Raw genomic sequence first — 26796 nt, 5'->3', positions numbered from 1 at the left:
CTTCGGAGACCAGGGACCGCCCTTACTGGGGGCGCCCGACGTGCCGGGTGATCGCCTCCTCCTCCGTGTGGACCAGGTGCCGAGTCAGCAGTTCCACGCTCGGGTGGTCGAACAGCACGACGACGTTGAGTTGCAGGCCCAGCTCCTTGTTGAGCAGGCTGCTGAGCCGGGCCCGCATGACGGAATTCATCCCGAACTCGGCGAAGTCCCTGGCCAGTTCCACATCCGCAGGACTGATCTTCGTGAGCTCCGCAACCATCCGGCGCAGGCGTTCGCCCAGTATGGGGACGAGCGGATGCAAACGGTCGGCCAGCACTCGCTGCGTCCGGTCTTCTGCTCCAGGCGACGCCGCACAGACGACTGCTTGAGGTTCGGCCACGGCGGTCGCCACGACACATGCGGCCTCGGTGGTCTGCGCGGTCTGCAGGGCACCAGCGGGGCGCGGCAGCCAATGGCGTGCCGGGACGAACGGGTAGGTGGGCAGCGGCACCCTCCGGCGGACGCTGTGGCCCGGGAGTCGGTACCACGGGACGTCGCCGCCCCGGCACCACAGGTCGGCCAGGGCGTGCAGCCCCTCCGGCAGGACGTCCACCGGCGTCCCGCCATCACTCACGGTGCCGCTGACCGCGCCGGGAATCCCTGCGGAGCCGTTGTGGACCAACTCCTCGAGGGCCTTGAGCAGTTCCACGCCGGACCGGACGACGAAGGCCACCCGAAAGGTGAGCGCCTCCCGTCCCGCCCTCAAGGTGTATGCGACGTCGGCCAGGTCGAACGGCCGGTCGCTCAGGTGGGCGTGCAGGCGTCGGGCGTAATCGGTCAGGGCCTGGGGGACGTTGGCCGAGAGCACGATCAGTTCGGCACCGCGGGGTGCCGGTCGACGCGGGGAGACGTCAGACCGCGGGGCTTCCTCGACGATGAGGTGGGCGATGACGCCTCCCGCGCCGAAGGCGCTGACTCCCGCGCGCAGCGGCGCCTCCGTACGGACGCCTTGCCGCTCCTCGACGAGACGCGGCCAGGGGCTCAGCTCCTGCGGGACGAAGAAAGGGGTGCTCGCGAAGTCGATGTACGGGTTGGTCCTTCCGGAGTGCAGGGACGGGGCGATGAAGCCGTGCCGCAGCTGCAGCAGGACCTTGGTCAGTCCCGCGATGCCCGCGGCGGACTCCAGGTGTCCGATGTTCGTCTTCACGCTGCCCACGGCGCATGGCCCGCCGGCATGGCTGCCGGCCTCGAACGCCTTGGTCAGGCCCCTGATCTCGATGGGGTCACCCAGATTGGTCCCGGTGCCGTGCGCCTCCACGTAGTTGACCGATCGTGGTGCGAGCCCGGCCCGTTCAAGGGTGCGGGTGATCAACCGTGCCTGGGATTCCGGACTGGGCACGGTGAAGCCGCTGGTGCGTCCCTGCGAACTGGTCCAACTACCCCGGATGACTCCGTGGATGTGGTCACCGTCTGCCTGCGCCTGCCGCAGCCGTTTCAATACGACCGCCCCCACGCCTTCGCCGAGCACGATGCCGTCGGCACCCTCACCGAAGGCGTTGCAGGCGCCGGTGCGCGACAGCATGCCCATGTTCCCGTATTGGATGTGGCGTGAGGGATGGGCGATGACGTTCACCCCGCCGGCGATCGCCGCCGAGACGACGCCCTGGCGCAGGGCCTCGCAGGCCAGGTGCACCGCGACGAGGGAGCTGGAGCAGGCCGTGTCGACCGTCAGGCTCGGGCCGGTGAGGTCGAGGAAGTACGAAACCCGGTTGGCAAGCTGGTAGTTCACCGAGTAGGGATAGGGGCTGTTCCCCTTGAGGGCCGCCTCCGCGCTGAGCAGACCGTAGTCGTTGGCCATCGCGCCGACGTAGACGCCCACCTCGTCCCCCAGGGTCGCCCGGGTGTGTCCGGCGTCCTGCATCGCCTCGTAGGCCACTTCCAGGAACAGCCGTTGCTGTGGGTCCATCAGCTCCGCTTCGCGCGGCGAGATGTTGAAGAAGAGCGAGTCGAAGCCGTCGACGCCGTCCATGAGCGCGGCCCACTTGGAGTGGGTCTTGCCCTCGTCCTCGCCGTCCGCGTCGTAGTAACGGCTGTGGTCCCAGCGGTCGGCGGGGATCTCACCGACCGCGCTGCCGCCCTTCGCCAGGAGTTCCCACAGCTGCTCGACATCACGGGCCCCCGGGTACCGTCCGGCCAGGCCGACGATGGCTATGGGTTCCTCCGATGCCGTCACCGCCGGCTCCTCGGCGGGGCGGGTGCGGGCCCGGGTGACGGTTCGCGCCTCAGGGAGACCGGTGAAGCGGGCCAGCGGGCCCGCGCACTTCTCGACCAGGTACCGGCCGACCCCGGCTATGTCCTTGTACTCGAAGAACAATGTCTTGGGCAGCCGGCCGAGCTTCCTCTCCAGCGCGACGGTGATGTCGACGATCATGAAGGAGGTGAGCCTCAGCCGGTCGAACGTCGTGTCGGGACGCGGTGGGACGGGGAGCTCCGGGAACACACGGCCGATCTCCTCCGTGATCAGCGCACATGCCTCGGCGAAGAGCCGTCCGGCGTCGCCCGCGGCCGAGTGGTCGAGGGAGGTGTGTGCGGGCAGTACGGGCGCCGACACGGGTGCCTGGGAGGGAACGCCGCGCAGTCGCGCGTCGATGAGTGCGACGTCGTTGAGCTCGTAAGCGATGACGGACAGGTCCGCCGCGCGCATGCGCCGGTCCGGTGCGCTGCCGCCGGTGGCAACGGGCCGCTGGACCGCGCCGTCGGCCGCTTCGATGTCCTGCGGCCGGAAGGTGACGGCCGCGAGCGCTTCGGCAGGTACCCGGTACCGCAGCTCCAGGCCGTCCCCGGACGCCGACTCGGCCTCGAAGCCGGCACCGATGCCGGCCAGGAAGCGCCGTGCGGGCGCGTTCCGGTCCGTCGCCACGCAGCTGATCTCGACCGCGTTCAGACCGGTCCGAACCGCGAACTCGCCGACCCGGGCCAGGATCGCGTGCTCCACGCCCCGGCCGAGGGCCCGGCAGCTCAGCAGCAGATTGTCCACCAACAGGCGGTCCTCCTGCCGGTGGACCATGACGGCACCGACCAGACCGTAGTCGCCGAACCGGTCGGACACCTCCGCCGTCCAGAAGGTGTGGCCCTTCGTGAGAGCGTCCCGGATTTCGGGTTCCGTCAGCCGCAGGGCGGTGAGGTTGAACTGATTGGTGCGCAGGCTGAGCTGGCTCAGCCGCCCCAGCTGCTCGGCCGAGGGCTCGTGGACGTCGATGCGCAGGTCCAGGCTCTCGATGAAGTCGGCGAAGCTGATCGCCCCGCGCTCGGACTCCTTGCGGCGGCCGCTCACCTGGTACGCCTCGGTGCGCAGCCGGTCCTCCTCCGTCACCGCCAGCCGGTCGAACGCCCAGAGGTGGTCGATGAAGGCGGGCAGCTGCTCCGGATCGGCGGGCAGCTGGAGCGACAGCACCTCCGGCACCCGGGATCTGACCTCGGCGATCTCGACCGGGTTGTCGTCGAGGAAGACGATGCTGTCCGTCCCGATGCCGAGCTCCTCGGCCAGGGAGCGGATGTTGTCGGACTTGGCTTCCCAGTTGACCCGGGAGGCGGCCAGGTGGCGGGCGGTGAGAGGCAGGCCGGGGTGCGCCTCGAAGACCGCCGTGACGTCCTCCGCGGCGTTCTTGCTGCACAGGCAGACCAGGATCCCGCGTTCGCTCAGGTCGGCCGCGTACTGCTGGAGGTACCGGTGCCCGGACCCGAACCGGATGCCCTCGGTGCCTTCCTCACCCACGGCACCGGCCCACAGGGTGTTGTCGCAGTCGAGGACCAGGGCCTTGAACGGTGTCCTGGTCACGGCGTGCACCGCGCGCATCACCGCCGCACCGAGCGCGTTGAACGCCTCCGGCGTATAGGGGATGTGGGCCATCTCGTCGCGCGCCGCGTCGTGGCCGTCCGGCACCACGTACGCACCGTGCCATGTGTCGTCCGCGACGACCTGGACGCCTGGCAGGCACCGCAGCCGGTCGCTCAGGTCCCGCTCCAGGTCTGCGTACATGAGCCGGCGGCCCTTGGCGGCGGTGAGCAGGGGTGACGGAGGGCAGAAGCAGACCAGGAGCGGAACCTTGCTGACCGAGGCAAAACGTTCCACTGCCTGGCCGAACTCATCGGCCACGCCGCGTGCGGCTTCCCAGTCGACCGTCCGGTCCGACGATCGCGGGGCCAGCCAGTCCTCCAGCCGCAGCAGAATCACGTTGACGCCCCGGTCGTTCGCCCCGAAGGCGCCCGCCGGATCGAGCAGGGACTGGAACACCTGGTCGTACTGGGCGAACGTCACCTCCATGCCGAGGTCCAGCTGCCGTTCCCAGAAGCGCAGGGAGTCCGCAACGGGCTCGGCGGTGAAGGTGGCCGCCACGACAAGCCGCCCGAGGGATGGCGGTGGCGCCGCCGAGGCCTCGGCCGCCGCCTGGGTCTCCTCTTCACCGGCGTCGGGGAACTCCTCCAGCAGCCCCGGCACACCCGGCTCGACACCGTCCAGGATCCGGTTCACCACGGCGACGGCCACCGGCTCGGTACGGCGTGCCGCATGCCCCACCCCCGGGCTGGTGAGCGAGGTTTCCAGCCGTGGCGGCCGCACGATCAGGAAGCGCCCGTCCGGGTATTCCCGAGCGGCTGCCTGGACCAAGCCCTCGACCGCGTGCTTAGCGGTGACGTAGTGCGACCAGCCCATCGAAGGGCGGGACACCTCGGTCGAGGAGATGACCACACTCCAGCCGCCGCGATCCGAGACCTCCTGAATCATCGCCGCCAGCGGTGTCCTGACCAGCGCCACGCTCTGCGCGAGATAGGCCGCCGCCCGCTCGTCGCCGGACGCGTCGAGCGGGACCACGTTGACCGGCGGGCAGGCGCTGAGGATCAGGATGTCCAGGCGGCCCTGCTCGGCGACGATCTGGGAACGGGCCGCCTGGCACCACGCGTTGTCGGCAGCGTCGCCAGGAAGCAGCCGCAGCCGGTCGGCCGCGTCCCCGAGGCCGGTACGCAGCCGGTCGGCCGCTTCGCCACTGCGGTGGAAGCCGATGTACACCGTGCAGCCCTGGTCGAGGAGCGCCAGGGCCAATGACGCCCCCAAGCCCCGGCTTCCGCCGACCACCAGGGCCACCTTCCCCTCCAGGGAACGGCCCGGCGATGACAGCCGCGCCACGAGGTCGAAGGAGGGCTCCGCGGGGTCCTGCCGGACGAAGGACTGCAGCTTGGCGCGTGCAGTCAGGCCCGGCATGGTCAGTTCGCCGTCGAGCCAGATCATCCGCAGTTCGCGGTCGACGCAGGTCACCTCGGCACGTCCGTGGGCGACGCTGCCCGGGGTGTCGCGGTCCGGTCGCTGATCCAAGTCCTGTTCGGGGCGGAAGAATTCGATGGACAGCTCGCGGAAGAGCGCCGCCCTGCCCGGGATCCGGGTCCCGACCAGATGACTGGTCCAGGCCAGGGCCGCGGCCTCGGCCTGGCCCACGCCGCGAGCCGCCAGCCCGAACCGTTCAACGAGTGCCCGGAGTTGCTCTTCGTCGGGGACGTACTCACCTTCCGAGGTCAGGCCAGGGACCAGGTCGGGCCAGGAGACATCGGCCGGATCCGGTATGAGCCGCGGATCGGGAGCCTCGCCGCGCGCGTCCTGGTGAAGGGTGCCGACGGCGCCCTCCTCGAAGACGGCTTCGATCTCCAGCAGGACGTTGCCGCCGTCCATGACCCGTATGGCGGCGGTGTCCGCGGGCCCGGAGACGGCCACGCGGTAGGTCCGGCCGGTGAAGAGCGGGCCTTGGAACCGCGCCCGTAGCCGGCGCAGCCGCCGGTTCGGGACGGCGGAGAGCTGGGCCAACGCGGAGAACACGCCGAGCACGCCGTGTGCGATGGGTTCACCGAACGGCGTGGTGTGGGAGTAACCGGCGTCTGTGTGCAACGGGTTGTTGTCGCCGCTCGCGATGCCGAAGGCGGTGACATCGGCGGGGGCGACGCGGATCTCCCCTGCGGACGGGGCCTCCACGGGGTGTTGGCGGATGGTCCTGATCAGGCCGGTGAGCACCGTTCCGGGACCGATCTCACGGAACTCCGGCGCCGGGTACGCGGCCAGATACTGCACGATCTCGGTCCAGCGCACGGGGTGGGTCAGCTGCCGCACCAGCATGTCGGCGATCTGGTCCGCTCCCTCGTACGGCTGCGCGGTGACGTTGGACAAGACCGGGAACTGGGGCGTCCGCAGCGGGTACGAGGCCAGGGCGTCCCGGAACTTCCGGGCGGCGGGCTCCAGGTACCGGGAGTGCGACGCGCTGGTCCGGGAGATCCAGAAGACGGCCTCAGCTTCCCGGCCGAGGATCTCGGCCGCATGCGACAGTTCTTCCCGGGGGCCTGACAGCGCCGTCTGCTCCGGCGAGTTGAGGCCGGAGAAGTCCACGGCCGTGCAGCTGTGCAGGTCCAGCAGTTCGCGAATGCGGCGCGGGTGCAGGCCGATCACGGCGATGACGGCGCCGGTCGCCTCCGCGTTCATCAGCTCTGCGCGTCGGTCGACGATCTCCAGCCCGGTACGGAAGTCGAAGACCCCGGCGGCGAACAGGGCGACGTACTCGCCCAGGCTGTGGCCCGCCACGACGTCCGGCAGGTGGCCGCTGTCCGCCACGTGGTCCAGATAGCTCAGCGCGCCGACGACGTACATCGCGGGCTGGGTGAAGCGGTTGTCGCTCAGCCGCTCCGCGGGCCCCCTGAGGCAGAGCTCCTCGATCGAGTAGCCCAGTACGGAGTCGGCTTCGCGGACCAGGTCGGGATACCGGGCAAAGAGGTCCTGTCCGATGCCGACACTCTGCGAACCGTGACCGGGAAAGACATAGATCCTCGTCATGTTGGGCCTCTTCGTGCGAGTGGTGGGTGGGAGGAGCGCGGGCCGGCCCGGAGCATTCCGTCACCGTCCCGGTCGGTCAGGGGTTTCAGCCGGACGGCGCGGAACGGAGTAACCCGGCGCAGCGCGAAGGAGACGGCCGGCCCGTGCCCCGGCCGGGGCACGGCGACCGCTGCCACGAACCCGGGGTGCAGGTCGAGCAGCCGGAACACCCAGGACTCGGCGTCCCGGGGCGTGGCCGGCCCGGGTTCCAGGCGGGGCGGCGCCCCCGGGCCGACGATGAAGCCCGCCCCGCCGAACTGTGTGGAGATCCCCGTGCCCAGAGCCTTGGCGTACGCCTCCTTGAGCACCCATCGCTCGAAGAACTGCCGGGTCCGCGACTCGTGAGGCTGCTGGGCCAGCGACCTCCGTTCGGCGCGGGTCAGCAGGACGGCACTGAGCGACTCCTCGTCGTCGACCGGCCGGAGCTGCTCGATGTCGACGCCGAGGGAGGGCCCGCCGGTGAATCCCAGCAGGCACAGCCCTTCGGAGTGCGACAGGTTGAACGAAACGCGGGGCATCCCGCTACCGCCCAGTCCGGCCAGCCCCGGCTTGCCGTCCGCCCCCATCCGCAACGGCCACGTGGCGGGCGCGCCGCCGAAGTAGCGGGTGAGGCAGGAGCGGAGCAGCATCCGGCCGAGGAGAAACTCCAGCCTGGCCGGTTCGGCGTGGATCCCGGCGGACCTGCAGAGTTCCGACGCGGGCAGCAGCCCGTCCGCGGCGTACCGCAGTCCGGCCGGGTCGCAGTCGCCGACCTCGGCGGCCCACAGGTCGACGGTGTGTGACGGGAACGGGATCCGGGTGCCGGTGTGCGGGCCGAGCAGTTGCGGTGCGGGAAGCCCCACGTCAGACCTGGGCCACGTCGGCCGCGGCCAAGTACTCCTTGCGTTCCACGAATGACACGAGCGCGTTGATGGTCCGGAAGTTGTCGATCATGAGGTCTTCACTGGCGATGTCGAGATCGAACGTCTTCTCCACCCAGGTGAGGGCGTGCAGAGCGAACATCGACGTGACATATCCGGTGTCGAAGATGTCCTGGTCGTCGCCGAGTTCCATTCCATTGGCGCGGGACGTGAAGAACTCTCGGATCTGAAGGCGCGGATTACTCATGGGGGCTGCCTCTCTGGTTTGGTGTAGCGTCCGCCGGCGTCTGCCGTCCGTCCGCGTTATTACGTCAGCCGTCAGCAATAGCTGTAGAATCCGCTTCCGCTCTTCTGGCCGTGCTGTCCCGCATAGACCATCTTCTTCAGCAACTGACTCGGCCGGTATTTCGGGTCGTTGAAGCTGTCGTAGAGGACATCGAGGGAATACAGCACCGTGTCCAGGCCGATGAGGTCGCAGGTCTCGAGCGGCCCCATGGTGTGGCCGAAGCAGTCCTTGAAGAGGCGGTCGATCTCCGGCGCGGTGGCGACGCCTTCCTCCAGCAGGCAGACGGCCTCGTTCACGGTGAGCATCATGACGCGGTTGGTCACGAAGCCCGCCGAGTCGTTGACGACGATGCCCTCGTTCCCGGCACGCGAGAGGAGATCGCGGGTGCCTTTCAGGGTCTCCTCGGATGTATGGAAACCCCGGATGACCTCGACTACCCGCTTGAGGGGCGCGGGGTTCATGAAGTGGGTTCCGACGACCTGCCCCGGACGCAGTGTCAGAGCAGCGACCCGAGTGATCGAAATAGCCGAGGTGTTGACTCCGAAGATGCAGTGGGAAGGGCAGATCCCGTCGATCTCCCGGTAGATCTCCTCCTTGATCCCCCAGTCTTCCGTGGCGTTCTCCACCACGAAGTCGGAGTTCTGGAGGGCATTGACGTCGGTGGTGAGGTGGATACGGGAGAGGATCTCCTCGGGACCGGCCGTCTGCTCGGGACGCAGCATGCGATACGTCATGGCGTTGCGCGCGATCTTCTTGCGCGCCACGTCGAGGGCCGCGTTCGAGATGTCGGTCAGGGTGACCGGGAAACCTGCTTGCGCAAAGAGGTGGGAGACACCCACACCCATGGTTCCGGCTCCGATGACACCTATGTGCTGGACGAGTTCACTCGTCATGCTCTCTTCTCCTTACAGGGCGAGGGAAAGGGCGCGGCGGGCGGCGACCGGCCACTGCCCGGGGTCCAGTCCGTGCTGGCACAGGAACGCGTAGGTGATCCGCTCCAGTCCGATACCGGCACATCCCGTGTATGCCGGGACTCCGTCCGTGTGGGATATGTCGAAGGACTCGGCGAAGAAGCGCTCATGGAAATTGAAGGAGCCGACGGATATCGTGCGGTCGGCTGCGACCGGCAGCCGCAGTTCGTACTTGAGCTCCATCAGCCGCTGCGTCGCGATCTGCTCCGCGGTGTCGTCCTGCCGGAAGAACAGATCGCTGGCCGGCTCCGAGTGCCCGGCGAGTTCCAGTTCTTCGGCGAGTGCGAAGACCCGGTTCATGAAGTCCTCCCGGCGGCCGAGGACGAAGTCCCGCGAGCCGACGAAGACTATTTCCCGGATGGTGAAGTCCCACAGCCGCTCCAGCGAGCGGCTGTAGCGCGACTCGAACCGGAAGGACTTGCCGCGTGCCGTGACGACGCCGTTGGGGACCGCCTGGCCACGCAGCTGGTGGTAGGTGTGGAAACACATGGTCGGCGGCAGGCAGTAGTCCACCTGCCCGCAGTTCCGCAGCACCGCCGGGTCGGCATCGCCTTCCGAGAAGGCCTGCTGGAACTCCGCGTAGGTGTCCAGATCGCTGTGCAGGCGGGTGACGAACATGAGGTACTGGGGGAACGAGGAGAGGTATCCGGTGCGCTTGATGACGTCGAACGGAATCAGCGTCGGATAACGGTATTCCCGACCGCTGAATTCTTCGCCGACGATATCGCGGATCCTTCCGTCCAGATAGGCCATCAGCCCGAGGAAGTCCCCGGACAACGCCATCTGACCCTCGCCCGCTTCCGTGACCATGCCCCGTGCGAGCATGTCCTCGAATACGTTCTGGACCAGGTGGGGTTGGTGCTTCGAGCGCCAGATCTCCTTTTGCGGGACGGACAGCAGGGGCGTGATCTGGCGGGACACCAGCAAGCTGATCTTGCGGGTTATGTCCGCCTCGTCGATCGGCCGGGCAGTGGATATCGACACTTCCCGGATCCATCCGTCCACCGGGGTGAGGGAGAACTTCTCGATGAGCCCGGAGACGAAATAGATCCGGGACTCGAACTCGCCCCGGGATGTTTCGGCAACCGGCTCTTCCAGCGCGATGCGGTAGTGGTGCAACGGACTAGTCCCTTCTGTCAGCGGCCGGAAGCCCGACCAGCCCGGAGATGATCTGACGCTGGATCTCCGAGGTGCCGCCGTAGATGGTGCCGCCGAGCGCGTCACGCAGTTCGCGTTCGACACCGAAGTCGGTGAGGTAGCCGCGTGCGCCGTGAATCTGCACCGCGTCCAACGCGGCCTGGACATGGCTCTCGCTGACGAACAGCTTGGTGATCACGGATTCAGCGAGGGCGAGCCGCCCTTCGGTCTTGAGCCAGCCGACCTTGTAGAGCATCAGGCGGGCCAGTTCCAGCCGGACCTTCATGTCCGCGATCTTGTGCGCCACAGCCTGGAAGGAACCGATGGACTGGCCGAACTGCTGTCGCCGGCCGGCGTACTGCACGCAGTCGTCCAGGATCCGCTCCATGACGCCCACCTGGTTGGCGAACATGAAGGCGCGTTCCCACTCGATGGTGGAGGTGAAGATCGAGTAGCCGTCTCCCGGGCGGCCGAGCATGTTCTCGGCCGGGATCCGGGCGTCGGTGAAGCTGACCTCACCCATGGGGCAGCCCCGGAGGCCGGATTTCTCCCACTGGCGGGTCACGGTGACACCTGGTGTGTCACGGGTGACGATGAAGGCCGAGAGCGCGTCCTGGCCCCGGCCGTCCGCCCCGGTCCGCGTCATGACGATGAAGACGTCGGCGATCGGCGCGTTGCTGATGAAGGTCTTCGTGCCGTTCAGGACGTAGGTGTCGCCGTCGCGTACGGCACGGGTCCGCAGCGAGAGGATGTCCGACCCGGCGTCATGTTCGGTCAGTGCGTGGGCGCCGATCAGGCGCCCTTCGCACATCGGCGGCAGGAAACGCCTCCGCTGCTCGTCGGTCCCGTACTGGCTCACATATGCGGCGCAGGCCCACAGGTGGTTGTTGGCGACGAACACCAAGCCGTTGTCACGGCAGGCGTAGCCGAGTGATTCCAGCGCGATGACGGTGGACAGCGGGTCGAGCCCCGAGCCGCCGTATTCCTTGGCCACCGGCCAGCCGAGCACGCCGAAGTCGGCGCAGCTCTGCCAGCCTGCCCGGTCGTAGGTTCCCGTCCGGTCCGATTCGGCGCCGTCGGAGAGTTCGGTACGGGCGAAGGCGACTACCGACTTGCGCAGTTGGCGCTGCTCAAGCGTGAGTGAGAAATCCATGCAGGCACTCCAAGGGACTGTGACGTCATGCGGTCATGTCGATCCGGAGGTCGGCCACAAGTTGTGCGGCAAGCGATGAGGCTGTGGCGACGTCCTCCGTGCCGACGACAACCGCTCCGCACCGGTCGAGGTTGGAAGAGAGGGGCTGGACGGCCGAGCCGGGGAAAAGAGCACAGGACGCGGCCAGCAGCGAGGGATGAGCGGTCACTTCGGACCAGCCGTGGACCGCCTGGACCACGCCGGTGGGTGGGGTCAGGAAGCGGGCGGCCGCGCCGCGGGCCGGGCGGAGCGGCAGGGCGGTCGCGGCCGGGACGCCGAGCAGGTCGTCGAGCCAGCGGCCGTAGAGCTCCAGTCCCGGGTGGATCCACTCCAGCATCGAATGGAGCCAGTCACCGGGTTGCCGGGCATGCACCTCGCCCAGGACGACGCCGGATTCCGTGATCCAGCATTCGACGTGGAAGTGCCCCCGGTTCAGGCCGAGGAGGCCCAGGGCCCGGGTCACGGTGGACCGGACCTCTGCCTCCGCCGCATCAGGAAGTGGAGCGGGCATGACATGCCCGATCTCTACGAATCCACCCGGCGCCAGATGCTTCTGGGTTACCGCCAGGACGTGCGGAACACCGGCCTCGCAGACGCCCTCGACGCTGAACTCGGCCCCGTGGACAAACTCCTCGACCAGCACCAGCCCCTCGGCATCCAGGGCCTCGCCGAACGCGTCCGCCATCGCCGCCGGATCGGACACCTTGCGTACGCCTTCGCTGCTGGAGCCGCGCCTGGGCTTGACCACGACCGCGGGGCCGTGGGCCGCGAGGAAGTCCACGGCCTCCCGCTCGGTGGCGCACAGCACCAGTTCCGGCTGCCGCAGGCCGTGCCGCCGCAGGAACTCGCGGCACTCGTCCTTGGTACGGACCCGGCGTACGGCTTCGGGCGGGTTGCCTGGCAGACCGAGCGCGGCCGCCACCTCGGCCACGCTGACGGCGGCGTACTCGCGGAAACCGACCACCGCGTCCACCGGGGTGTGCCGGGCGAATGCTGTCGCCCAGTCACGGCAGGCCGCCGCATCGGCGAAGTCCAGCTCGTGGGAGACCGCTGCGCGAGCGACGAGTTCCGGCGCGGCGGCCAGGTTCTCCTTGGTGTCGGTAAGTATCACCGTGGCGTTCCGGGCCAGGAACTGGTCCATCGCCCGTTCGCAGATGTCCCGGACGAATCCGGATTCTCTCGGCGCCGCGCCACCGATGACAAGAACGGTGGTCATCAGAATCTCCTGGGATCATGAACTCGGGTGAGGGACGGGCCTCGACACGGACGGTGTGTCCGCGCGTGCCGTGAGGACGGAACGGATGTCGGGATCGGGCTGAACGTCGGGGCCAGGCGGGGCGCCGCGCCGGGTGCGCCCCTCCAGCACGGCGAAGCCCACGGTCAGGATCACCAGCAGTGCCACCATCACGGCGGCGGCCAGTCGGAACGGGTCACCGAACGCCACCTGCGCCACATAGGTCAGTCCCGGCACGGCCGTGAGCAGCACCATGGTGACGATCGGCGGGCAGCGCTGGATGCTGATCTGCAGCAGGTACAGCGGGACGACCACGCCGACCAGTGCCGTGAGCGCGGTGACGCCAAGGGACAACTCTGACGCAGCGCCCCCGCCGCGCAGCAGGAGTACGGCCCCTGCCAGCACATAGGTGAGATGAAACCGGTGGGCCATCACCCGGGTGGGGTCCACGCCGAGAGCGCCCAGCCGCCGCGACACCACGGCCAGGTACGCTGCGCCGAACCCGGCGAGCACGGCGAGCGCCCCGCCGACGTGGACGAGGTAGCCGACCTCCCGCAGGGAGCCCGGCTGGACGCATGCCGCAGTCGCCAAGGACACCGCGAGCAGGAGGACAGCACGCGCCCAGCCCGCCGGGCCGCCCGGGTTCCTAGCGCGTACGGTGCCGATCAGCACGACCGCGAGCGGACCGACTCCTGCCACCAGGCTGGCGGCCAGCGCAGCCGGTACCCAGGCCATGGCCAGATAGAAGCCCAGAAAGGTCAGCGCGCTCGCGGCGTTCATCTCCCACAGCAGCCGTCGCACCTCCCCGCGTGATGCCTCGGTGGCCTGCCTCTTCGACCGGGTACGCCCTCGTAGCCAGGTGATCGCGGTGAAGATGAGCGCGGTCACCAGGAAAGCCAGCACGGAGAAACGCAGGCTCGCCGTCACGTCGAGCCGTCCCGAGAGGAAGCCCTCGGCGCCTGCCTGGAGGAAGACGGACACGAGGATAAGTGCGATCGGCATGAACATCAGTCCTGTTCGTCGAGCCGGTAGAAGCCGCCGGTGTCCTCCAGCGCGTGGATGACACCGAGCGAGCTCTGCAGCAGCTCCTCGTCCTCATGCACCAGGTAGGCGATACCGCCCGCCCCGGTCGTGAGGTGACGGTCTCTTATGGCCTCACCGACGACGGGCAGCCTGTCGATGCTGTGGAAGCCGGGCATCCGGCGCAGCACCCGAGCCCCGTCGATCGCGCGCAGGACTCCCGGACGGGGCGTCCGCAGGAAGATCTTGGCCATGGTCCGCGCGGCGGTGTAGGGCAGTTCGAAACGGCGGGCGAAGTCGTCGGGCCGCAGGAATCGTTCCGCCACCAGGTGCTGATGGCTGTACCCGAACGCTGCGTGATAGGGGTCAGGGGCCAACGAGGGCCCCATGACGCGGGAGTTGACCTCCACCAGGCGCGGCCCGGCCGGGGTCAGCATCACCTCGGTGTGGGCCGCGCCCTCGCGGATGCCGAGGGCCCCGAGGCACTCCAGCACGTAGTCCACCATGCCCGCCTCAGCCGGCTCCAGCAGCGGCCGGGAGATGATGTGGCGGAGCACAGGCGCGCCGTCGATGTGGTCGATGCGCTCGGCGTACACATCAGTGACCAGGTGCCGTCCCTCAATACTGACCGTGTTGACGATGTACTGGGTGCCGCTCAGGAACTCCTGGACGAGTACGTCCTCGTTGACCTCGCCCATGAGATTGCGACGGTTCACGAGGTCGCGGAATGCCCGGAGCGCGGTGTGCCGGTCGGGGGAGATGGTGCAGCCGTCGCTGCCCGCGCTGTTGCGCGGCTTGACCATCACCGGATAGCTGTCCCAGCCGGAGAGCACCCTGCTGAGCTCCCCCTCGGTGCGGACCGATGCGGTACGGGCCGTCGGCACACCGGCCTGCTCCAGGGCTCGGACCATCAGCTCCTTGTCCCGCCGGGCGGCGGCGAGTTCGGGCTGGTGGTGGGGCAGCCCGAGGGCCGCGGCGAGTTCGTCTGCGAGCAGCACCCCGAACTCGCTGGCGGCGATCACCGCTGTCAGCGGCAGCTCCGCGAGGATTTCGAGCGTCTTCGCCAGGTCGTCGTGGAGCAGGGTGCGGGGCGAGTCGTCGGCGTCGTAGGCGTCGCGTAGTGAGGCGTCGTAGAGGTGCAGGCACTCAGCTCCCTCCTCGCGGAACGCCGACGCCAGGGCCGTACCGGTGGAGACGGGGTCGACAAGGATGAACATCATGCGAGCCTTCCTACGAGTGACGTGGTCTCGGGTTTCGCGGCGGCGAACCGGTCCGCGACGGCCTTGCTCTGACGGGCTGCCGTGTTCAGGTAGTTGACGATGGCGGTACGCCGGTGCGAGGCGGCACCGAGCACCCACACGCGCTCGGGCTTGCCGGTCAGCGGGTCACAGACGCGCAGCTCGCTGGAGATGTACGGGTCCGTGCGGGGGCCGGAGGCCCCGTCGAGGCGCAGCGTGCCGTCCGACAGGCGGCTGAGCGCGGGCTTGTGGTAGCCGGCGGCGCAGACGATGTGGTCGAAATGCTCGGCGGGCGCTCCGTCCCAGCGGACCTGCCATCCGCTTCCGCCCCGGGATGGGAGGACGCTCTGCGGGATGCCGGGCACGACGGAGAGCGTTCCATCGGTGAGATGTCCCAGGAGCAGCCGGGCGTTGCGCACCGGAATGGCGGAGATGTAGCGGGAGATGAGATGCCGGTACTGGTTGAGGACAGCGCTCCGGGTGGTGTGCCGCCAGGCGGCGGAGATGTCGTTGACCGTCTGGATGATCTCCGCGATGGTGTCCTGCCAGTGCGCCCGGCCGGTCATGGCGATCTCCAGTTCCTCGGCCAGGCGTTCGGCGGGTCGGGCCGCCACGCTCGTCTGCGAGCGGAGGGCGGTGCCGTTCGCGGCCTGCGCCACGGCGGTGAGGACGAGGCGGGTCACCTGCCGCTCGAGGGACGGTGAGTCCGGGGACAGCCCGCTCCAGGCGACCGTGTCGAGCCGGGGCGTTTCCGGCCGACGCAGCCGGGTACGGACCGCGGGCAGGGTCCCGGATCCCGAGGCCATCACCACCCGGTGCCGGGCGCGGCCGAGGACGAGGGCCGCGTCGACGGCCGCCAGTTTGCTTCCGAGGACGAGCACCCGGGAGTTCTCGGGCAGTCGGCGCAGTCCTTCGACCGGGTAGGGGGAGACGGCCAGCGCCGGATTGCCGAGGTGGTCGCGCACCACGTCGGGGATGACCGGCCGGTCCAGGCCGGGGCACAGGAAGACGTCCGTGCCGCAGAGGCGTCGGCCGTCGGCAAGCTCGACGGCGTAGCCTTCGGCACCGATCGGGCTGACGGCTTGCGCCCTGGAGAGGTGGTGCCGGACCCGGACTCCGGCCTGCTCGGCCTCGCGGCGGCGTTCGAGGAAACGCTCGCGGCAGTACTGGCCGATGAGGTACCGGGGGACGAAGTCGTCGCGGTGCACAGGCCAGCCACGCCCGGTGAGATACCCGAGCAGGTCCGATTCGCCGTTGGGGTCCATGGACGTGACGTCCACGGAGGTGTTGCACAACAGCAGCGGATCCGTGGTGCCGAACGCCGTACCCAGCCCGACGGGGTTCGGATCGACGATGGAGATCGACGAGATGCCAGTCACGCCGGACAGTGTCGAGAAGAGGCTTACTCCGGTAGCACCTCCGCCGACGATGATGACGTGCTTGCCCACGGTCCTGTACTCCTTCAGCGATTCCTGCGCGGCCGTCGGCCGCAGTGTGTCCTCGATCTCCCCGAGCTCCGTCCGGAGAGATCGAGGACGAACTGGCCGTCGCGTCAGGCCTGTCCGATGACGGCGGCCGCGAGCGCGTCGCCGATCTCGTCCGTCGTGCGGACGGTGCTGCCGTCGCGTCCCGCGAGGTCGGCGGAGACGGCCTCCTCGATACGCACGGCCTCGGCCTGGAAGCCGAGGTGGCGCAGCAGGAGGGCGACGGACAGGATCGTGGCCGTCGGGTCGGCCTTGCCGGTGCCCGCGATGTCGGGCGCCGAGCCGTGGACGGGCTCGAACATCGACGGGAAGGTCCCCGTCGGGTTGATGTTGCCGGACGCGGCCAGGCCGATACCGCCGGTCACGGCAGCGGCGAGGTCGGTGAGGATGTCACCGAAAAGGTTGTCGGTGACGATGACGTCGAAGCGCTCCGGCTGGGTGACGAAGAAGATCGTCGCCGCGTCGACGTGCAGATAGTCGGTGGTGACCTCGGGGTATTCCGTGCCGACCTTGTCGAAGATGTTCTTCCACATGTGGCCGGCGTAGACGAGGACGTTGTTCTTGTGGACCAGCGTCAGCTTCTTGCGGGGGCGGGCATTGGCCCGCTCGTACGCGTCACGGACGACACGCTCGACACCGAACGCCGTGTTCAGGCTGACCTCGGTGGCGACTTCGTGCTCGGTGCCGGTACGCAGCGAACCGCCGTTGCCGGTGTACGGGCCCTCGGTGCCCTCGCGGACGACGACGAAGTCGATGTCGGGGCGCCCGGCCAGCGGGGTCGCGGTGTTGGGGAACAGCTTCGACGGACGCAGGTTGACGTAGTGGTCGAAGGCGAAGCGGAGCTTGAGCAGCAGCCCGCGCTCCAGCACACCGGACGGCACGGACGGGTCGCCGATCGCGCCGAGCAGGATCGCGTCGTGGTTCTTGAGCGAGTCGAGCTCGGCGTCGGGGAGGGTCTCTCCGGTGCGGTGCCAGCGCTGGGCGCCGAGGTCGTACTCCTTGGTCTCCAGCTTCACATCCTGCGGGAGGACGGCCGTCAGGACCTTCAGGCCCTGAGCCACGACCTCCTGGCCGATGCCGTCACCGGGGATCACTGCGAGATTGATGCTGCGCGCCGACTCCCACTCCTGCGTCCGGGGTTTGAAAGCGGGGCGGCGGGCCTCGTATGCGGCGATGTCCGCCTCGTCGGCGAGCGTCAGGCTGATGTCGTCGAGCCCTTCCAGCAGCCGCCAGCGGGCGTTGTCGTCGAGCTCGAACGACGCGGTGACGCCTTCCGCACGCACCTCGCGGGCGACCAGGTCAACGGTGATCTCGGCGGTCGGGTCGGCCGTCGTGAGCTCCAGCAACCGCTCGACGGTCTCCTGCGGCAGAATCACCGAGAGCAGGCCGTTCTTGAGCGAGTTGCCGCGGAAGATGTCCGCGAAGCGGGACGAGATGACGGTCTTGAAGCCGTAGTTCTGCAGCGCCCACACCGCGTGTTCACGGGATGATCCCGTGCCGAAATCGGGACCCGCGACCAGAACGGAAGCGCCTTGGCGCTCCGGCCGGTTGATGATGAATTCCGGGTCCTTGCGCCAGGCCTCGAAAAGCCCGTCCTCGAACCCGTTACGGGTGACCTTCTTCAGCCAGTGGGCCGGGATGATCTGGTCGGTGTCGACGTTGCTGCGGCGCAGCGGGACGGCCCGGCCGGTGTGCGTGGTGAAGGCTTCCATCGTTCTCAGACCTCCTGCAGGTCGGCGGGGGATGCGAGGTGGCCGACAAGGGCGGTGGCGGCAGCGACCTGCGGCGAGACCAGGTGGGTGCGGCCGCCCTTGCCCTGCCGACCCTCGAAGTTGCGGTTCGAGGTGGAGGCAGAGCGTTCGCCGGGTGCGAGTTGGTCGGGGTTCATGCCCAGACACATCGAGCAGCCCGCGTGCCGCCATTCGGCTCCCGCGGCGGTGAAGACCTTGTCCAGACCCTCGGCCACGGCCTCCAGGGAGACCCGTACCGAACCAGGCACCACGAGCATCCGAACGCCGTCGGCGATCTTGCGGCCCTCGACGATCGAGGCCGCAGCCCGCAGGTCCTCGATGCGGCCGTTGGTGCAGGAGCCGACGAAGACGGTGTCGACTGTGACCTCGCGCAGCGGCTGGCCGGCGCGAAGTCCCATGTACTCCAGGGCCTTCTCGGCCGCCAGACGGTCACTGGGGTCCTCGTACGAAGCCGGATCGGGCACGTTGGAACTTAGCGGGGCACCCTGACCGGGATTGGTGCCCCAGGTCACAAACGGCGACAGCTCGGTGGCATCGATGACGACCTCGGCGTCGAATACCGCGTCGTCGTCGCTGCGCAGCGTCCTCCAGTACGCCACCGCGGCATCCCACTCCGCACCCTGCGGGGCGTGGACGCGGCCTTCCAGGTAGTCAAAGGTGGTCTGGTCGGGGGCGATCATCCCGGCCCGTGCGCCCGCCTCGATCGACATGTTGCAGACGGTCATCCGCGCCTCCATCGACAGCTTCTCGATGGCCGGGCCGCGGTACTCGATGACATAGCCCTGGCCGCCGCCGGTGCCGATCTTCGCGATGATGGCGAGGATCAGGTCCTTGGCGGTGACGCCGTCGGGCAGTTCCCCCGCAACGGTGATCGCCATGGTCCTCGGCGGCGCCAACGGCAGCGTCTGGGTGGCCAGCACGTGCTCGACCTGACTCGTTCCGATACCGAACGCGAGCGCTCCGAAAGCGCCGTGGGTGGAGGTGTGGCTGTCGCCGCACACCACGGTAGTGCCGGGCTGCGTCAGTCCCAGCTGCGGTCCCACCACGTGGACAACGCCCTGCTCGATGTCGCCCAGCGGGTGCAGTCGGACTCCGAACTCGGCGCAGTTCTTACGCAGCGTCTCCAGCTGGGTGCGCGAGACCGGATCGGCGATCGGCTTGTCGATGTCGACCGTGGGGGTGTTGTGGTCCTCGGTCGCGATGGTGAGGTCGAGACGCCGCACCTGGCGGCCGTTGATCCGCAGCCCGTCGAAGGCCTGCGGGCTGGTCACCTCGTGCAGGAGATGCAGGTCGACGTAGAGGAGGTCGGGCTCACCCGCCACGCGTCGGACGAGGTGATCGTCCCAGACCTTCTCCGCGAGTGTCCTACCCATCGCTGTCCCTCCGGCGGGCATCGTGTGCCCGGTCATATCGGATTGAGATCCGCTAACTCGTGCTGGTCGGAATGCCCATAGGGCGCTAGGCCGAGGACATGATCAACCTAGAGAGGAGCGTCCTTGGCGCGTCCTCGGTCCGTCCTCGCGACGTCGGGGGCCGCCAGCACACTCGGCCCGCGCGCAGGCTCTTCGCCTCGTCGAGCATCGCGACCGAAAGTTCAGGTGCCTGCAGAGGGACTCGCTGAACGCGAAGGAGCCGTCCGCCCCCTGATCAATTCAGGGGGCGGACGGCCCTTTCGGTGCCTGACGACATGTCAGAACGAGCGTGAGATAAGCGTCCGGGCATCGCTTCAGCGTCGAGATATCGCCCGTAACGCACACAACGCCCATAATGCACAACCGAGGAAACGCAGGTCAGACGCCCTTCTCGGCAGGCTCCAGGATCGCCACGCACTCCACGTGGTGCGTCATCGGAAACAGGTCGAACGCCCGCAGCGTCCGCGGCTTGTAGCCCGCCTCCCCGAAGTACGCCAGGTCCCGCGCCAGTGCCGCCGGGTCGCAGGCCACGTATGCGATGCGCCGGGCGCCCAGGCCCGCCAGGTGGTTCACCGTCTGCTTGCCCGCCCCCGCGCGCGGCGGGTCGAGGACGATCAGGTCCACCTCGGTGATCTTGGTGCGCGGCAGGACCTGGTCCACCTTGCCGTGTTCGATGCGTACGCGCTCGAAGTCCTGGAGGTTGTGGCGGGCGTCCTCGACGGCGCGCTTGGTCGATTCGATGCCCAGCACCGCGCCCTTCTCGCCCACCCGGTCGGCGATCGCGCCCGCGAACAGGCCCACGCCGCAGTACAGATCGAGCGCCATGTCGCCCTTGCGCGGCAGCAGCCCCTGCATCACGGCCTTGACCAGGATGTCCGCGGCCTGCGGGTGGACCTGCCAGAAGCCGCCCATGCCGACGCGGTACGTCCGGTCGTCGGCCCGCTCCCTCACGAAGGCGCGGCCGTGCACCCGGTGCACTCCGCCGTCGTTCTCCTCGACCCGCAACACCGAGACCGGCTTGTCCAGTTCGACCAGCGGCAGCCGGCCGCCCGCGCGCGGGGTGAGGATGACCTGGCGGTCGTTCGAACCCGTCGCCGCGATCGCCTCGACCGTGGCCATCTGCGGCCAGTCCTGCTTCTCGATGCCGAGCTCGGTGACGCCGGGCGCGGCGATCATGCAGTGGTCGATCGGCTGAACGTCGTGCGAGCGGTGCTTGCGCAGGCCAGCCCGGCCCTCCGTGTCGATCGCGTACTGCACGCGCGTGCGCCACGCGGGCACCTCGCCCGGGGGCAGCTTGTCCCCCGGCGCCGGCATGACCGTGCCGTCCCAGCCGGCCTCCTCGGGCGTGAGGCCCGCGAGCCGCTGCAACTGCTCGGCGATCACCTCGCCCTTGAACCGCCGCTGTGCGCCCGGCTTGGCATGCTGCCAGTCGCAGCCTCCGCAGTTGCCCGGACCCGAGTAGGGGCAGGGGGCCTCGACGCGGTCCTTGGACGCCTCGATGATCCGTACGGCGTCGGCCCGCAGGAAACGGGAGTCCTCTTCGCCCTCGGTGATACGGGCGACGATCTTCTCACCGGGCAGCGTGTGCCGTACGAACAGCACCCGCCCCTCCTCGGTGCGGGCGATGCAGTGGCCGCCGTGTGCGACGGGGCCCACCTCGACCTCGTACTCCTCCCCGACCAGCGACGACTCGGATGCGTTCTGCATGACGGGGTGACTCCAGGGATGAGGGGGCTGCCGTCCGTGTGCGGACGGCAGCCCCCCAGTCTACGTGGGTGCGCGGACCCCCTCAGCCCTTGCCGGTGGGCTCCTTGGGGCGCTGGTCCACGGGGCCGCGCCGCACCGAGCCGGGCGCGTTCCATTCCTGGCGCTTCCTCGCCCGCAGCTTCGCGGCCTCGGAGGACACCAGCTGGTACGGCACCGAGGTCACCATCACGCCGGGCGTGAACAGCAGCCGCCCCTTGAGCCGCAGGGCGCTCTGGTTGTGCAGCAGGTGCTCGTACCAGTGCCCCACCACGTACTCGGGGATGATGACGCTGACCACGTCCCGCGGGCTTTCGCGCCGCAGCCCCTTGACGTAGTCGATGACCGGCCGGGTGATCTCGCGGTACGGGGAGTCGAGGATCTTCAGGGGCACATTGATGCCACGCCGCTCCCACTCGTCCCTGAGCGCCTTGGTCTCGGCCGCGTCGACACTGATACTGAGCGCTTCGAGCCGGTCGGAGCGCATCAGCTTGGCGTACGCGAGGGCGCGCAGCGTCGGCTTGTGGATCTTGGAGACCAGCACGATGGAGTGCACGCGCGAGGGACGCACATAGTCGTCGGGACGCTCCTCCTCGGCGGCGATCTCCTCGGCGACCCGGTCGTAGTGCTTACGGATCGCGGACATCGTCCCGTAGAAGATCACCATGCCGAGCAGGGCGACCCACGCGCCGTGGGTGAACTTGGTGGCGAGGACGACGACCAGCACCAGACCGGTGAAGAAGGCACCGAAGGTGTTGATCGCCCTGGAGCGGATCATGTGCCGGCGCTTGGCCTGGTTCTTCTCGGTCCGCAGATGGCGGTTCCAGTGCCGCACCATGCCGGTCTGGCTGAGCGTGAAGGAGACGAAGACGCCGACGATGTAGAGCTGGATCAGCTTCGTCGAGTCCGCCCCGTAGATCCAGACCAGCAGGATGGCCGCACCTGCCAGCAGCACGATGCCGTTGGAGAAGGCGAGCCGGTCGCCTCGCGTGTGCAGCTGACGCGGCAGATAGCGGTCCTGCGCGAGGATCGAGCCGAGCAGCGGGAAGCCGTTGTACGCGGTGTTGGCGGCCAGGAAGAGAACCAGCGCGGTGGCCGCGGCGAGCAGTACGAAGAAGAACGTGCCGTCGCCGAAGACAGCGGCCGCGACCTGGGAGATCACCGGGTTCTGGACATAGTCGGCGCCGACCGGCGTGCCGCCCTCCAGGAGGTCGCTGGCGGGCGTCTCGGCCATCTTCACGTCGGTGGCCATGGCCAGGCCGATGATGCCGCAGAACATGGTGACGGCCAGGCCGCCCATGAGGGCCAGGGTGGTCGCGGCGTTCTTGCTCTTGGGCTTGCGGAAGGCGGGGACGCCGTTGCTGATCGCCTCGACTCCGGTGAGCGCGGCACAGCCGGAGGAGAAGGCCCGCAGCAGCAGGAAGACCAGCGCGAAGCCGGCGAGGCCCTGGTGCTCGGCCTTGATCTCGAAGTCGGCGGTCGGGGCCTTCATGGTGTCGTCGAGGACGAAGCCCCTGAAGGCACCCCACGCGATCATGATGAAGACGCCTGCGACGAAGACATACGTCGGGATGGCGAAGAGCTTGCCCGACTCCTTCACGCCACGCAGATTCATCAGCGTGAGGAGGATGATTGTCGCGATGGCGCAGAGAACCTTGTGCTCGACCACGAAGGGGATCGCGGAGCCGAGGTTCTCCACACCGGAGGAGATCGACACGGCCACCGTGAGGACGTAGTCGACGAGCAGGGCGCTGGCGACGGTGAGGCCGGCCCTGGGGCCGAGGTTGGTGTTGGCGACCTCGTAGTCGCCGCCGCCGCTCGGGTAGGCGTGGACGTTCTGACGGTAGGAGGCCACCACCGTGAACATCAGCACCACGACAGCCGCGGCGATCCACGGGCTGAAGTGATAGGCCGACACACCCGCGATGGAGAGCACCAGAAGGACTTCTCCCGGTGCGTACGCCACCGAGGACAGCGGGTCGGAGGCGAAGACGGGAAGTGCGATGCGCTTGGGCAGGAGCGTTTCTCCCAGCCTGTCGCTGCGCAGCGCCCTTCCGATCAGGATCCGTTTGGGGAGGTCGGTCAGTTTGGACACGCAGAGGATCGTAAGCGTTCGATATGCGCCAGGCCCACCCACCTCACCTCTCTCCGCAGCGGAATCTCTCGCTCCACCGCCCAAGGGGTCCCTGGGCGGACCGCGCGTGTGTAGCTTGGGCCGCGGTCTGAGACCCTGACCCTGTTAGGTCTCAGCAAGACCATGGACAGCCGGAAGGACGGTCGTGCACATCGTCATCATGGGATGCGGGCGAGTGGGAGCCGCTCTCGCGCAGACCCTGGAGCAGCAGGGGCACACGGTCGCCGTCGTCGACCAGGACCCCACGGCCTTCCGCCGCTTGGGCTCCGGGTTCGGCGGCCGCCGCGTCACCGGAGTCGGTTTCGACCAGGACACCCTGCGTGAAGCGGGTATCGAGGAAGCCGGCGCCTTCGCAGCGGTCAGCAGCGGCGACAACTCCAACATCATCGCCGCGCGGGTAGCCCGCGAGATGTTCGGCATCGAGAACGTCGCGGCCCGCATCTACGACCCCCGGCGCGCCGAGGTCTACCAGCGGCTCGGCATCCCGACGGTCGCCACGGTCCGCTGGACGGCCGACCAGATGCTGCGGCGGCTGCTGCCGTCCGGCGCGGAGCCGCTGTGGCGCGACCCGAGCGGCGGTGTGCAGCTCGCCGAGGTGCACACGTCGGCCTCCTGGGTCGGCCACAAGGTCAGCAAGCTGCAGGAGGAGACGGGCGTACGCGTCGCCTTCCTCACCCGGCTGGGCGAGGCGGTCCTGCCGACGTCGCAGACGGTTCTGCAGGAGGGCGATCTGGTCCACGTGATGATGCGTACGGACGAGACCGAGAAGGTCGAGGCGGCGTTCGCCGAGGGCCCTGAGGAGGGCGGTCACTGATGCGGGTCGCTATTGCGGGCGCCGGTGCGGTGGGCCGTTCCATCGCGGGTGAGCTGCTGGAGAACGGGCACGAAGTGCTCCTGATCGACAAGGCGCCGACCGCCATCTCGGTGGAGCGGGTGCCGCAGGCGGAGTGGCTGCTGGCCGACGCCTGCGAGATCACGTCACTGGACGAGGCGGCGCTGCAGCGGTGCAACGTCGTGATCGCGGCGACCGGCGACGACAAGGTGAATCTGGTCGTCTCGCTGCTCGCGAAGACGGAGTACGGGGTGCCGAGGGTGGTCGCCCGCGTCAACAACCCCAAGAACGAGTGGCTCTTCAACGAGTCCTGGGGCGTCGATGTCGCGGTCTCCACTCCGCGTCTGATGTCGGCACTGGTGGAGGAGGCGGTGAGCGTCGGCGATCTCGTACGGCTGCTGCGCTTCAGCCACGGCGACGCGAACCTGGTCGAGCTGACCCTGCCGCCGGAGTCTGCACTGGCCGGTACGCAGGTCAGCGATGTGGCCTGGCCCGAGGACACCTCGCTGGTCACGATCATCCGCGGCTCGCGGGTGCTCACGCCGGGCGCCGAGGAGACGCTGGAGGCGGGCGACGAGCTGCTGTTCGTGGCCGCGCAGGCGCGCGAGGAACAGCTGGAAGACCTGCTGTCGGTACGACGCGCCTCGTGACCCTCCGGGGCGCCGCCCCGGACCGCGGAACAGAATCGCCGGGCGGGCTCGGAATTCCGAGCCCGCCCGGCGCTTGCGTATGAGGCCCGGGGATTACACCTCGGGCGCGGCCGCGGCGCGCTTGCGCTCCTTCTCGGCCTGCTCCTCCGCCTCCATCTCCGCGAAGACGTCGATGGGCGGCGGTGCCTTCGCCAGGAAGACCCAGGTCAGATACACGGCCAGCAGGAAGGGCGGGATCTTCAGGGCGACCAGGACCCAGCCGAGCTGGGTGGTGTCGGCCCACCAGTAGAGCGGGAAGAGGATCGCGCACTTGGCCAGCAGGATCAGGCCCCACGCCCAGCTCGCCTTGGCGTACGCCTTCTTGCGGCCCGGGTTCCGCGTCCGCCAGGAGAGGTTCTCCTTGAAGACCGGGCCCAGGATCAGACCGATCAGCGGGACACCCGCGATGGTCGTGACGATGTACGCCACGGCCAGGCCGAGGGTGTAGATCATGCCCGGCAGATAGAAGTCCTTGGCGTTGCCGGTCATCATCGCGAAGACGACACCGAAGGCCACCCCGAAGACGCCGCTGAAGGCGTGCTTGACGGTGTCCCTGCGGATCAGCCGGACTGCGACGAGCAGCAGCGAGAGGGCGAGTGCCGCGATCGCCGAGATGTGCAGGTTCTTGTTGACCGTGAAGATCGTGACGAACAGCAGTCCGGGCAGGACCGTCTCCACCATGCCGCGCACGCCGCCGAAGGCCTCGAACAGCGCCGCCTCCGTGATTGCTTTGGCGTCGCTGTCCTGCTGCTGGTCGTTCGTCTTGGTGGTCGGCTTGTCGAGAGACGTCACCGGCTACTCCTGTCCGAGCGGTCGGAGTTCATATTTGGGGTTGAACAGCACCCGGCGGCCGTGGCTCATGGAGATCCGGCCCGAGGCGATGAGCCTGCGGCCCGGTTCGATGCCCACGATGGACCTGCGGCCGAGCCAGACGACGTCCAGCGGGGCCGTACCGTCGAAGAGCTCCGCCTCCAGCGCGGGCACGCCGGCCCGCGGACGCAGGGTGACGGTGCGCAAGGTACCAGTCACCCGGACTATCTGGCGGTCGTGGCACTCCGCGATGCGGGTACACCCCGATGCCTGCGCATCCTCCTGAAGCTCCTCGGACTCGAGGTCCTGCGGGGAGCTGGACAGTCGGTCGAGCATGCGGCGGAAGCGGCCGGCCGGCTTCTCGGCCTTGTCGGAACGGGGTACGGCACTCATGCGTCAAGCGTACCGGCCACCACCGACACCGAATCAGCGCTCGAAGCGGTATCCCATACCCGGCTCGGTGACGAAGTGTTCGGGGTGCGAGGGGTCCCTCTCCAGCTTGCGCCGCAGCTGCGCCATGTAGACCCGGAGATAGTTCGTCTCGGTGCCGTAGGAGGGGCCCCAGACCTCTTGGAGCAGCTGCTTCTGGCTGACCAGCCGGCCGGTGTTGCGGACGAGCACCTCCAGCAGATGCCATTCGGTGGGGGTGAGCCGCACATCGCGACCGTCCCGGTGGACCTTCTTCGCCGCGAGATCGACGGTGAAGCCGTTCGTCTCGACGATCACCAGGTCGTCCTCCCCGCCGCCGACCGGCTCGGCCCTGCGGACCGCGGCCCGCAGCCGGGCCAGCAGCTCGTCCATGCCGAACGGCTTGGTGACGTAGTCGTCGGCCCCGGCGTCCAGCGCCTCGACCTTCTCGTCGGAGGTGTGACGGGCCGAGAGGACCAGGATCGGGACGCGGGTCCAGCCGCGCAGGCCCTTGATCACCTCGACGCCGTCCATGTCGGGCAGCCCGAGGTCGAGTACGACGACATCGGGGTGGCGGGCCGCGGCCAGCTCAAGGGCTGTCGCACCGTCGGGAGCCGCGTCCACCTCGTACTTGCGCGCCTTCAGGTTGATCACGAGGGCGCGTACGATCTGCGGCTCGTCGTCGACCACGAGCACCCGGGTCATGCGGGCC

The 26796-nt window shown here is 68.8% G+C and carries 19 protein-coding genes and 1 pseudogene; 2 read left to right on the top strand and 18 right to left on the bottom strand.

Translation table 11 applies throughout. The features are described 5' to 3' along the window. Positions 1 to 22 precede the first annotated feature (22 nt). The 15 genes and pseudogenes from fabD to OG741_RS29680 form a co-directional block, all read right to left on the bottom strand. The gene (gene fabD, locus OG741_RS29750) at positions 23 to 6844 is read right to left on the bottom strand and encodes an ACP S-malonyltransferase (RefSeq protein ID WP_405602993.1); all 6822 of its coding nucleotides are present in this window, start codon (positions 6842 to 6844) and stop codon (positions 23 to 25) included. Beyond that, on the bottom strand, positions 6841 to 7725 hold the full coding sequence (locus tag OG741_RS29745) for a 4'-phosphopantetheinyl transferase family protein (protein WP_405602991.1): 885 nt from the start codon (positions 7723 to 7725) through the stop codon (positions 6841 to 6843). Before OG741_RS29745 ends, fabD begins: the two co-directional genes overlap by 4 nt. A gap of 1 nt (position 7726) precedes the next feature. Next, positions 7727 to 7990, bottom strand: coding sequence for a phosphopantetheine-binding protein (locus OG741_RS29740; RefSeq protein ID WP_405602988.1), 264 nt, complete (start codon positions 7988 to 7990; stop codon positions 7727 to 7729). Positions 7991 to 8061: 71 nt separating this feature from the next. After that, the gene (locus OG741_RS29735; RefSeq protein ID WP_405602985.1) at positions 8062 to 8922 is read right to left on the bottom strand and encodes a 3-hydroxyacyl-CoA dehydrogenase family protein; all 861 of its coding nucleotides are present in this window, start codon (positions 8920 to 8922) and stop codon (positions 8062 to 8064) included. Positions 8923 to 8934: 12 nt separating this feature from the next. Beyond that, positions 8935 to 10119, bottom strand: a complete 1185-nt coding sequence (locus tag OG741_RS29730; RefSeq protein ID WP_405602983.1) for a hypothetical protein — start codon at positions 10117 to 10119, stop codon at positions 8935 to 8937. Positions 10120 to 10123: 4 nt separating this feature from the next. Further along, positions 10124 to 11290 carry an acyl-CoA dehydrogenase family protein gene (locus OG741_RS29725; protein WP_405602980.1) on the bottom strand — a complete coding sequence of 389 codons (1167 nt, stop codon included), beginning with the start codon at positions 11288 to 11290 and terminating at the stop codon, positions 10124 to 10126. 25 nt (positions 11291 to 11315) lie between these two features. Next, the gene (locus OG741_RS29720) at positions 11316 to 12545 is read right to left on the bottom strand and encodes an ATP-grasp domain-containing protein (protein WP_405602978.1); all 1230 of its coding nucleotides are present in this window, start codon (positions 12543 to 12545) and stop codon (positions 11316 to 11318) included. 15 nt (positions 12546 to 12560) lie between these two features. Next, positions 12561 to 13565, bottom strand: coding sequence for a hypothetical protein (locus OG741_RS29715; RefSeq protein WP_405602976.1), 1005 nt, complete (start codon positions 13563 to 13565; stop codon positions 12561 to 12563). 5 nt (positions 13566 to 13570) lie between these two features. Next, positions 13571 to 14803, bottom strand: a complete 1233-nt coding sequence (locus OG741_RS29710; protein ID WP_405602973.1) for an ATP-grasp domain-containing protein — start codon at positions 14801 to 14803, stop codon at positions 13571 to 13573. After that, on the bottom strand, positions 14800 to 16269 hold the full coding sequence (locus OG741_RS29705; RefSeq protein WP_405602972.1) for an FAD/NAD(P)-binding protein: 1470 nt from the start codon (positions 16267 to 16269) through the stop codon (positions 14800 to 14802). The genes OG741_RS29710 and OG741_RS29705 overlap by 4 nt, the downstream gene beginning before the upstream one ends. Positions 16270 to 16373: 104 nt before the next feature. Beyond that, positions 16374 to 17411 carry a 3-isopropylmalate dehydrogenase gene (locus OG741_RS29700; RefSeq protein ID WP_405605839.1) on the bottom strand — a complete coding sequence of 346 codons (1038 nt, stop codon included), beginning with the start codon at positions 17409 to 17411 and terminating at the stop codon, positions 16374 to 16376. 24 nt (positions 17412 to 17435) lie between these two features. Beyond that, a pseudogene (gene leuD / locus OG741_RS29695) lies at positions 17436 to 18017 on the bottom strand (3-isopropylmalate dehydratase small subunit); the annotation flags it as partial. A 5-nt stretch (positions 18018 to 18022) separates the two neighbouring features. Then, positions 18023 to 19429, bottom strand: a complete 1407-nt coding sequence (leuC, locus tag OG741_RS29690; protein ID WP_405602969.1) for a 3-isopropylmalate dehydratase large subunit — start codon at positions 19427 to 19429, stop codon at positions 18023 to 18025. Between the two features lie 417 nt (positions 19430 to 19846). Continuing rightward, on the bottom strand, positions 19847 to 21175 hold the full coding sequence (locus tag OG741_RS29685) for a class I SAM-dependent RNA methyltransferase (protein WP_405602966.1): 1329 nt from the start codon (positions 21173 to 21175) through the stop codon (positions 19847 to 19849). An 82-nt stretch (positions 21176 to 21257) separates the two neighbouring features. Next, the gene (locus OG741_RS29680; RefSeq protein ID WP_405602963.1) at positions 21258 to 23306 is read right to left on the bottom strand and encodes an APC family permease; all 2049 of its coding nucleotides are present in this window, start codon (positions 23304 to 23306) and stop codon (positions 21258 to 21260) included. 184 nt (positions 23307 to 23490) lie between these two features. Here OG741_RS29680 and OG741_RS29675 point away from each other — a divergent pair, with 184 nt between their 5' ends. Both OG741_RS29675 and OG741_RS29670 read left to right on the top strand, forming a co-directional pair. Beyond that, complete coding sequence (locus OG741_RS29675) at positions 23491 to 24159, top strand: TrkA family potassium uptake protein (RefSeq protein WP_361904881.1); 669 nt, start codon at positions 23491 to 23493, stop codon at positions 24157 to 24159. Beyond that, positions 24159 to 24827, top strand: coding sequence for a TrkA family potassium uptake protein (locus OG741_RS29670; protein WP_266481867.1), 669 nt, complete (start codon positions 24159 to 24161; stop codon positions 24825 to 24827). The genes OG741_RS29675 and OG741_RS29670 overlap by 1 nt, the downstream gene beginning before the upstream one ends. A 93-nt stretch (positions 24828 to 24920) precedes the next feature. Here OG741_RS29670 and OG741_RS29665 read toward each other — a convergent pair whose 3' ends face one another. Genes OG741_RS29665 through OG741_RS29655 form a run of 3 tightly spaced genes read right to left on the bottom strand, consistent with a single transcriptional unit; the run spans position 24921 to position 26789 of the window. After that, positions 24921 to 25658 (bottom strand): DUF3159 domain-containing protein, encoded by a 738-nt coding sequence (locus OG741_RS29665; protein WP_405602961.1) that lies wholly within the window; start codon positions 25656 to 25658, stop codon positions 24921 to 24923. Positions 25659 to 25661: 3 nt separating this feature from the next. Beyond that, entirely contained in the window at positions 25662 to 26069 is a 408-nt protein-coding gene (locus OG741_RS29660; protein ID WP_266481863.1) for an OB-fold nucleic acid binding domain-containing protein, read from the bottom strand. 33 nt (positions 26070 to 26102) lie between these two features. Further along, positions 26103 to 26789, bottom strand: a complete 687-nt coding sequence (locus OG741_RS29655) for a response regulator (RefSeq protein ID WP_405602958.1) — start codon at positions 26787 to 26789, stop codon at positions 26103 to 26105. Between the last annotated feature and the right edge of the window lie 7 nt (positions 26790 to 26796).

The organism is Streptomyces sp. NBC_01410 (genome assembly GCF_045040195.1).
Classification (GTDB): domain Bacteria; phylum Actinomycetota; class Actinomycetes; order Streptomycetales; family Streptomycetaceae; genus Streptomyces.
Note: the sequence above shows the minus strand (reverse complement) of the source record. Positions and strands in the feature narration are given on the sequence as shown.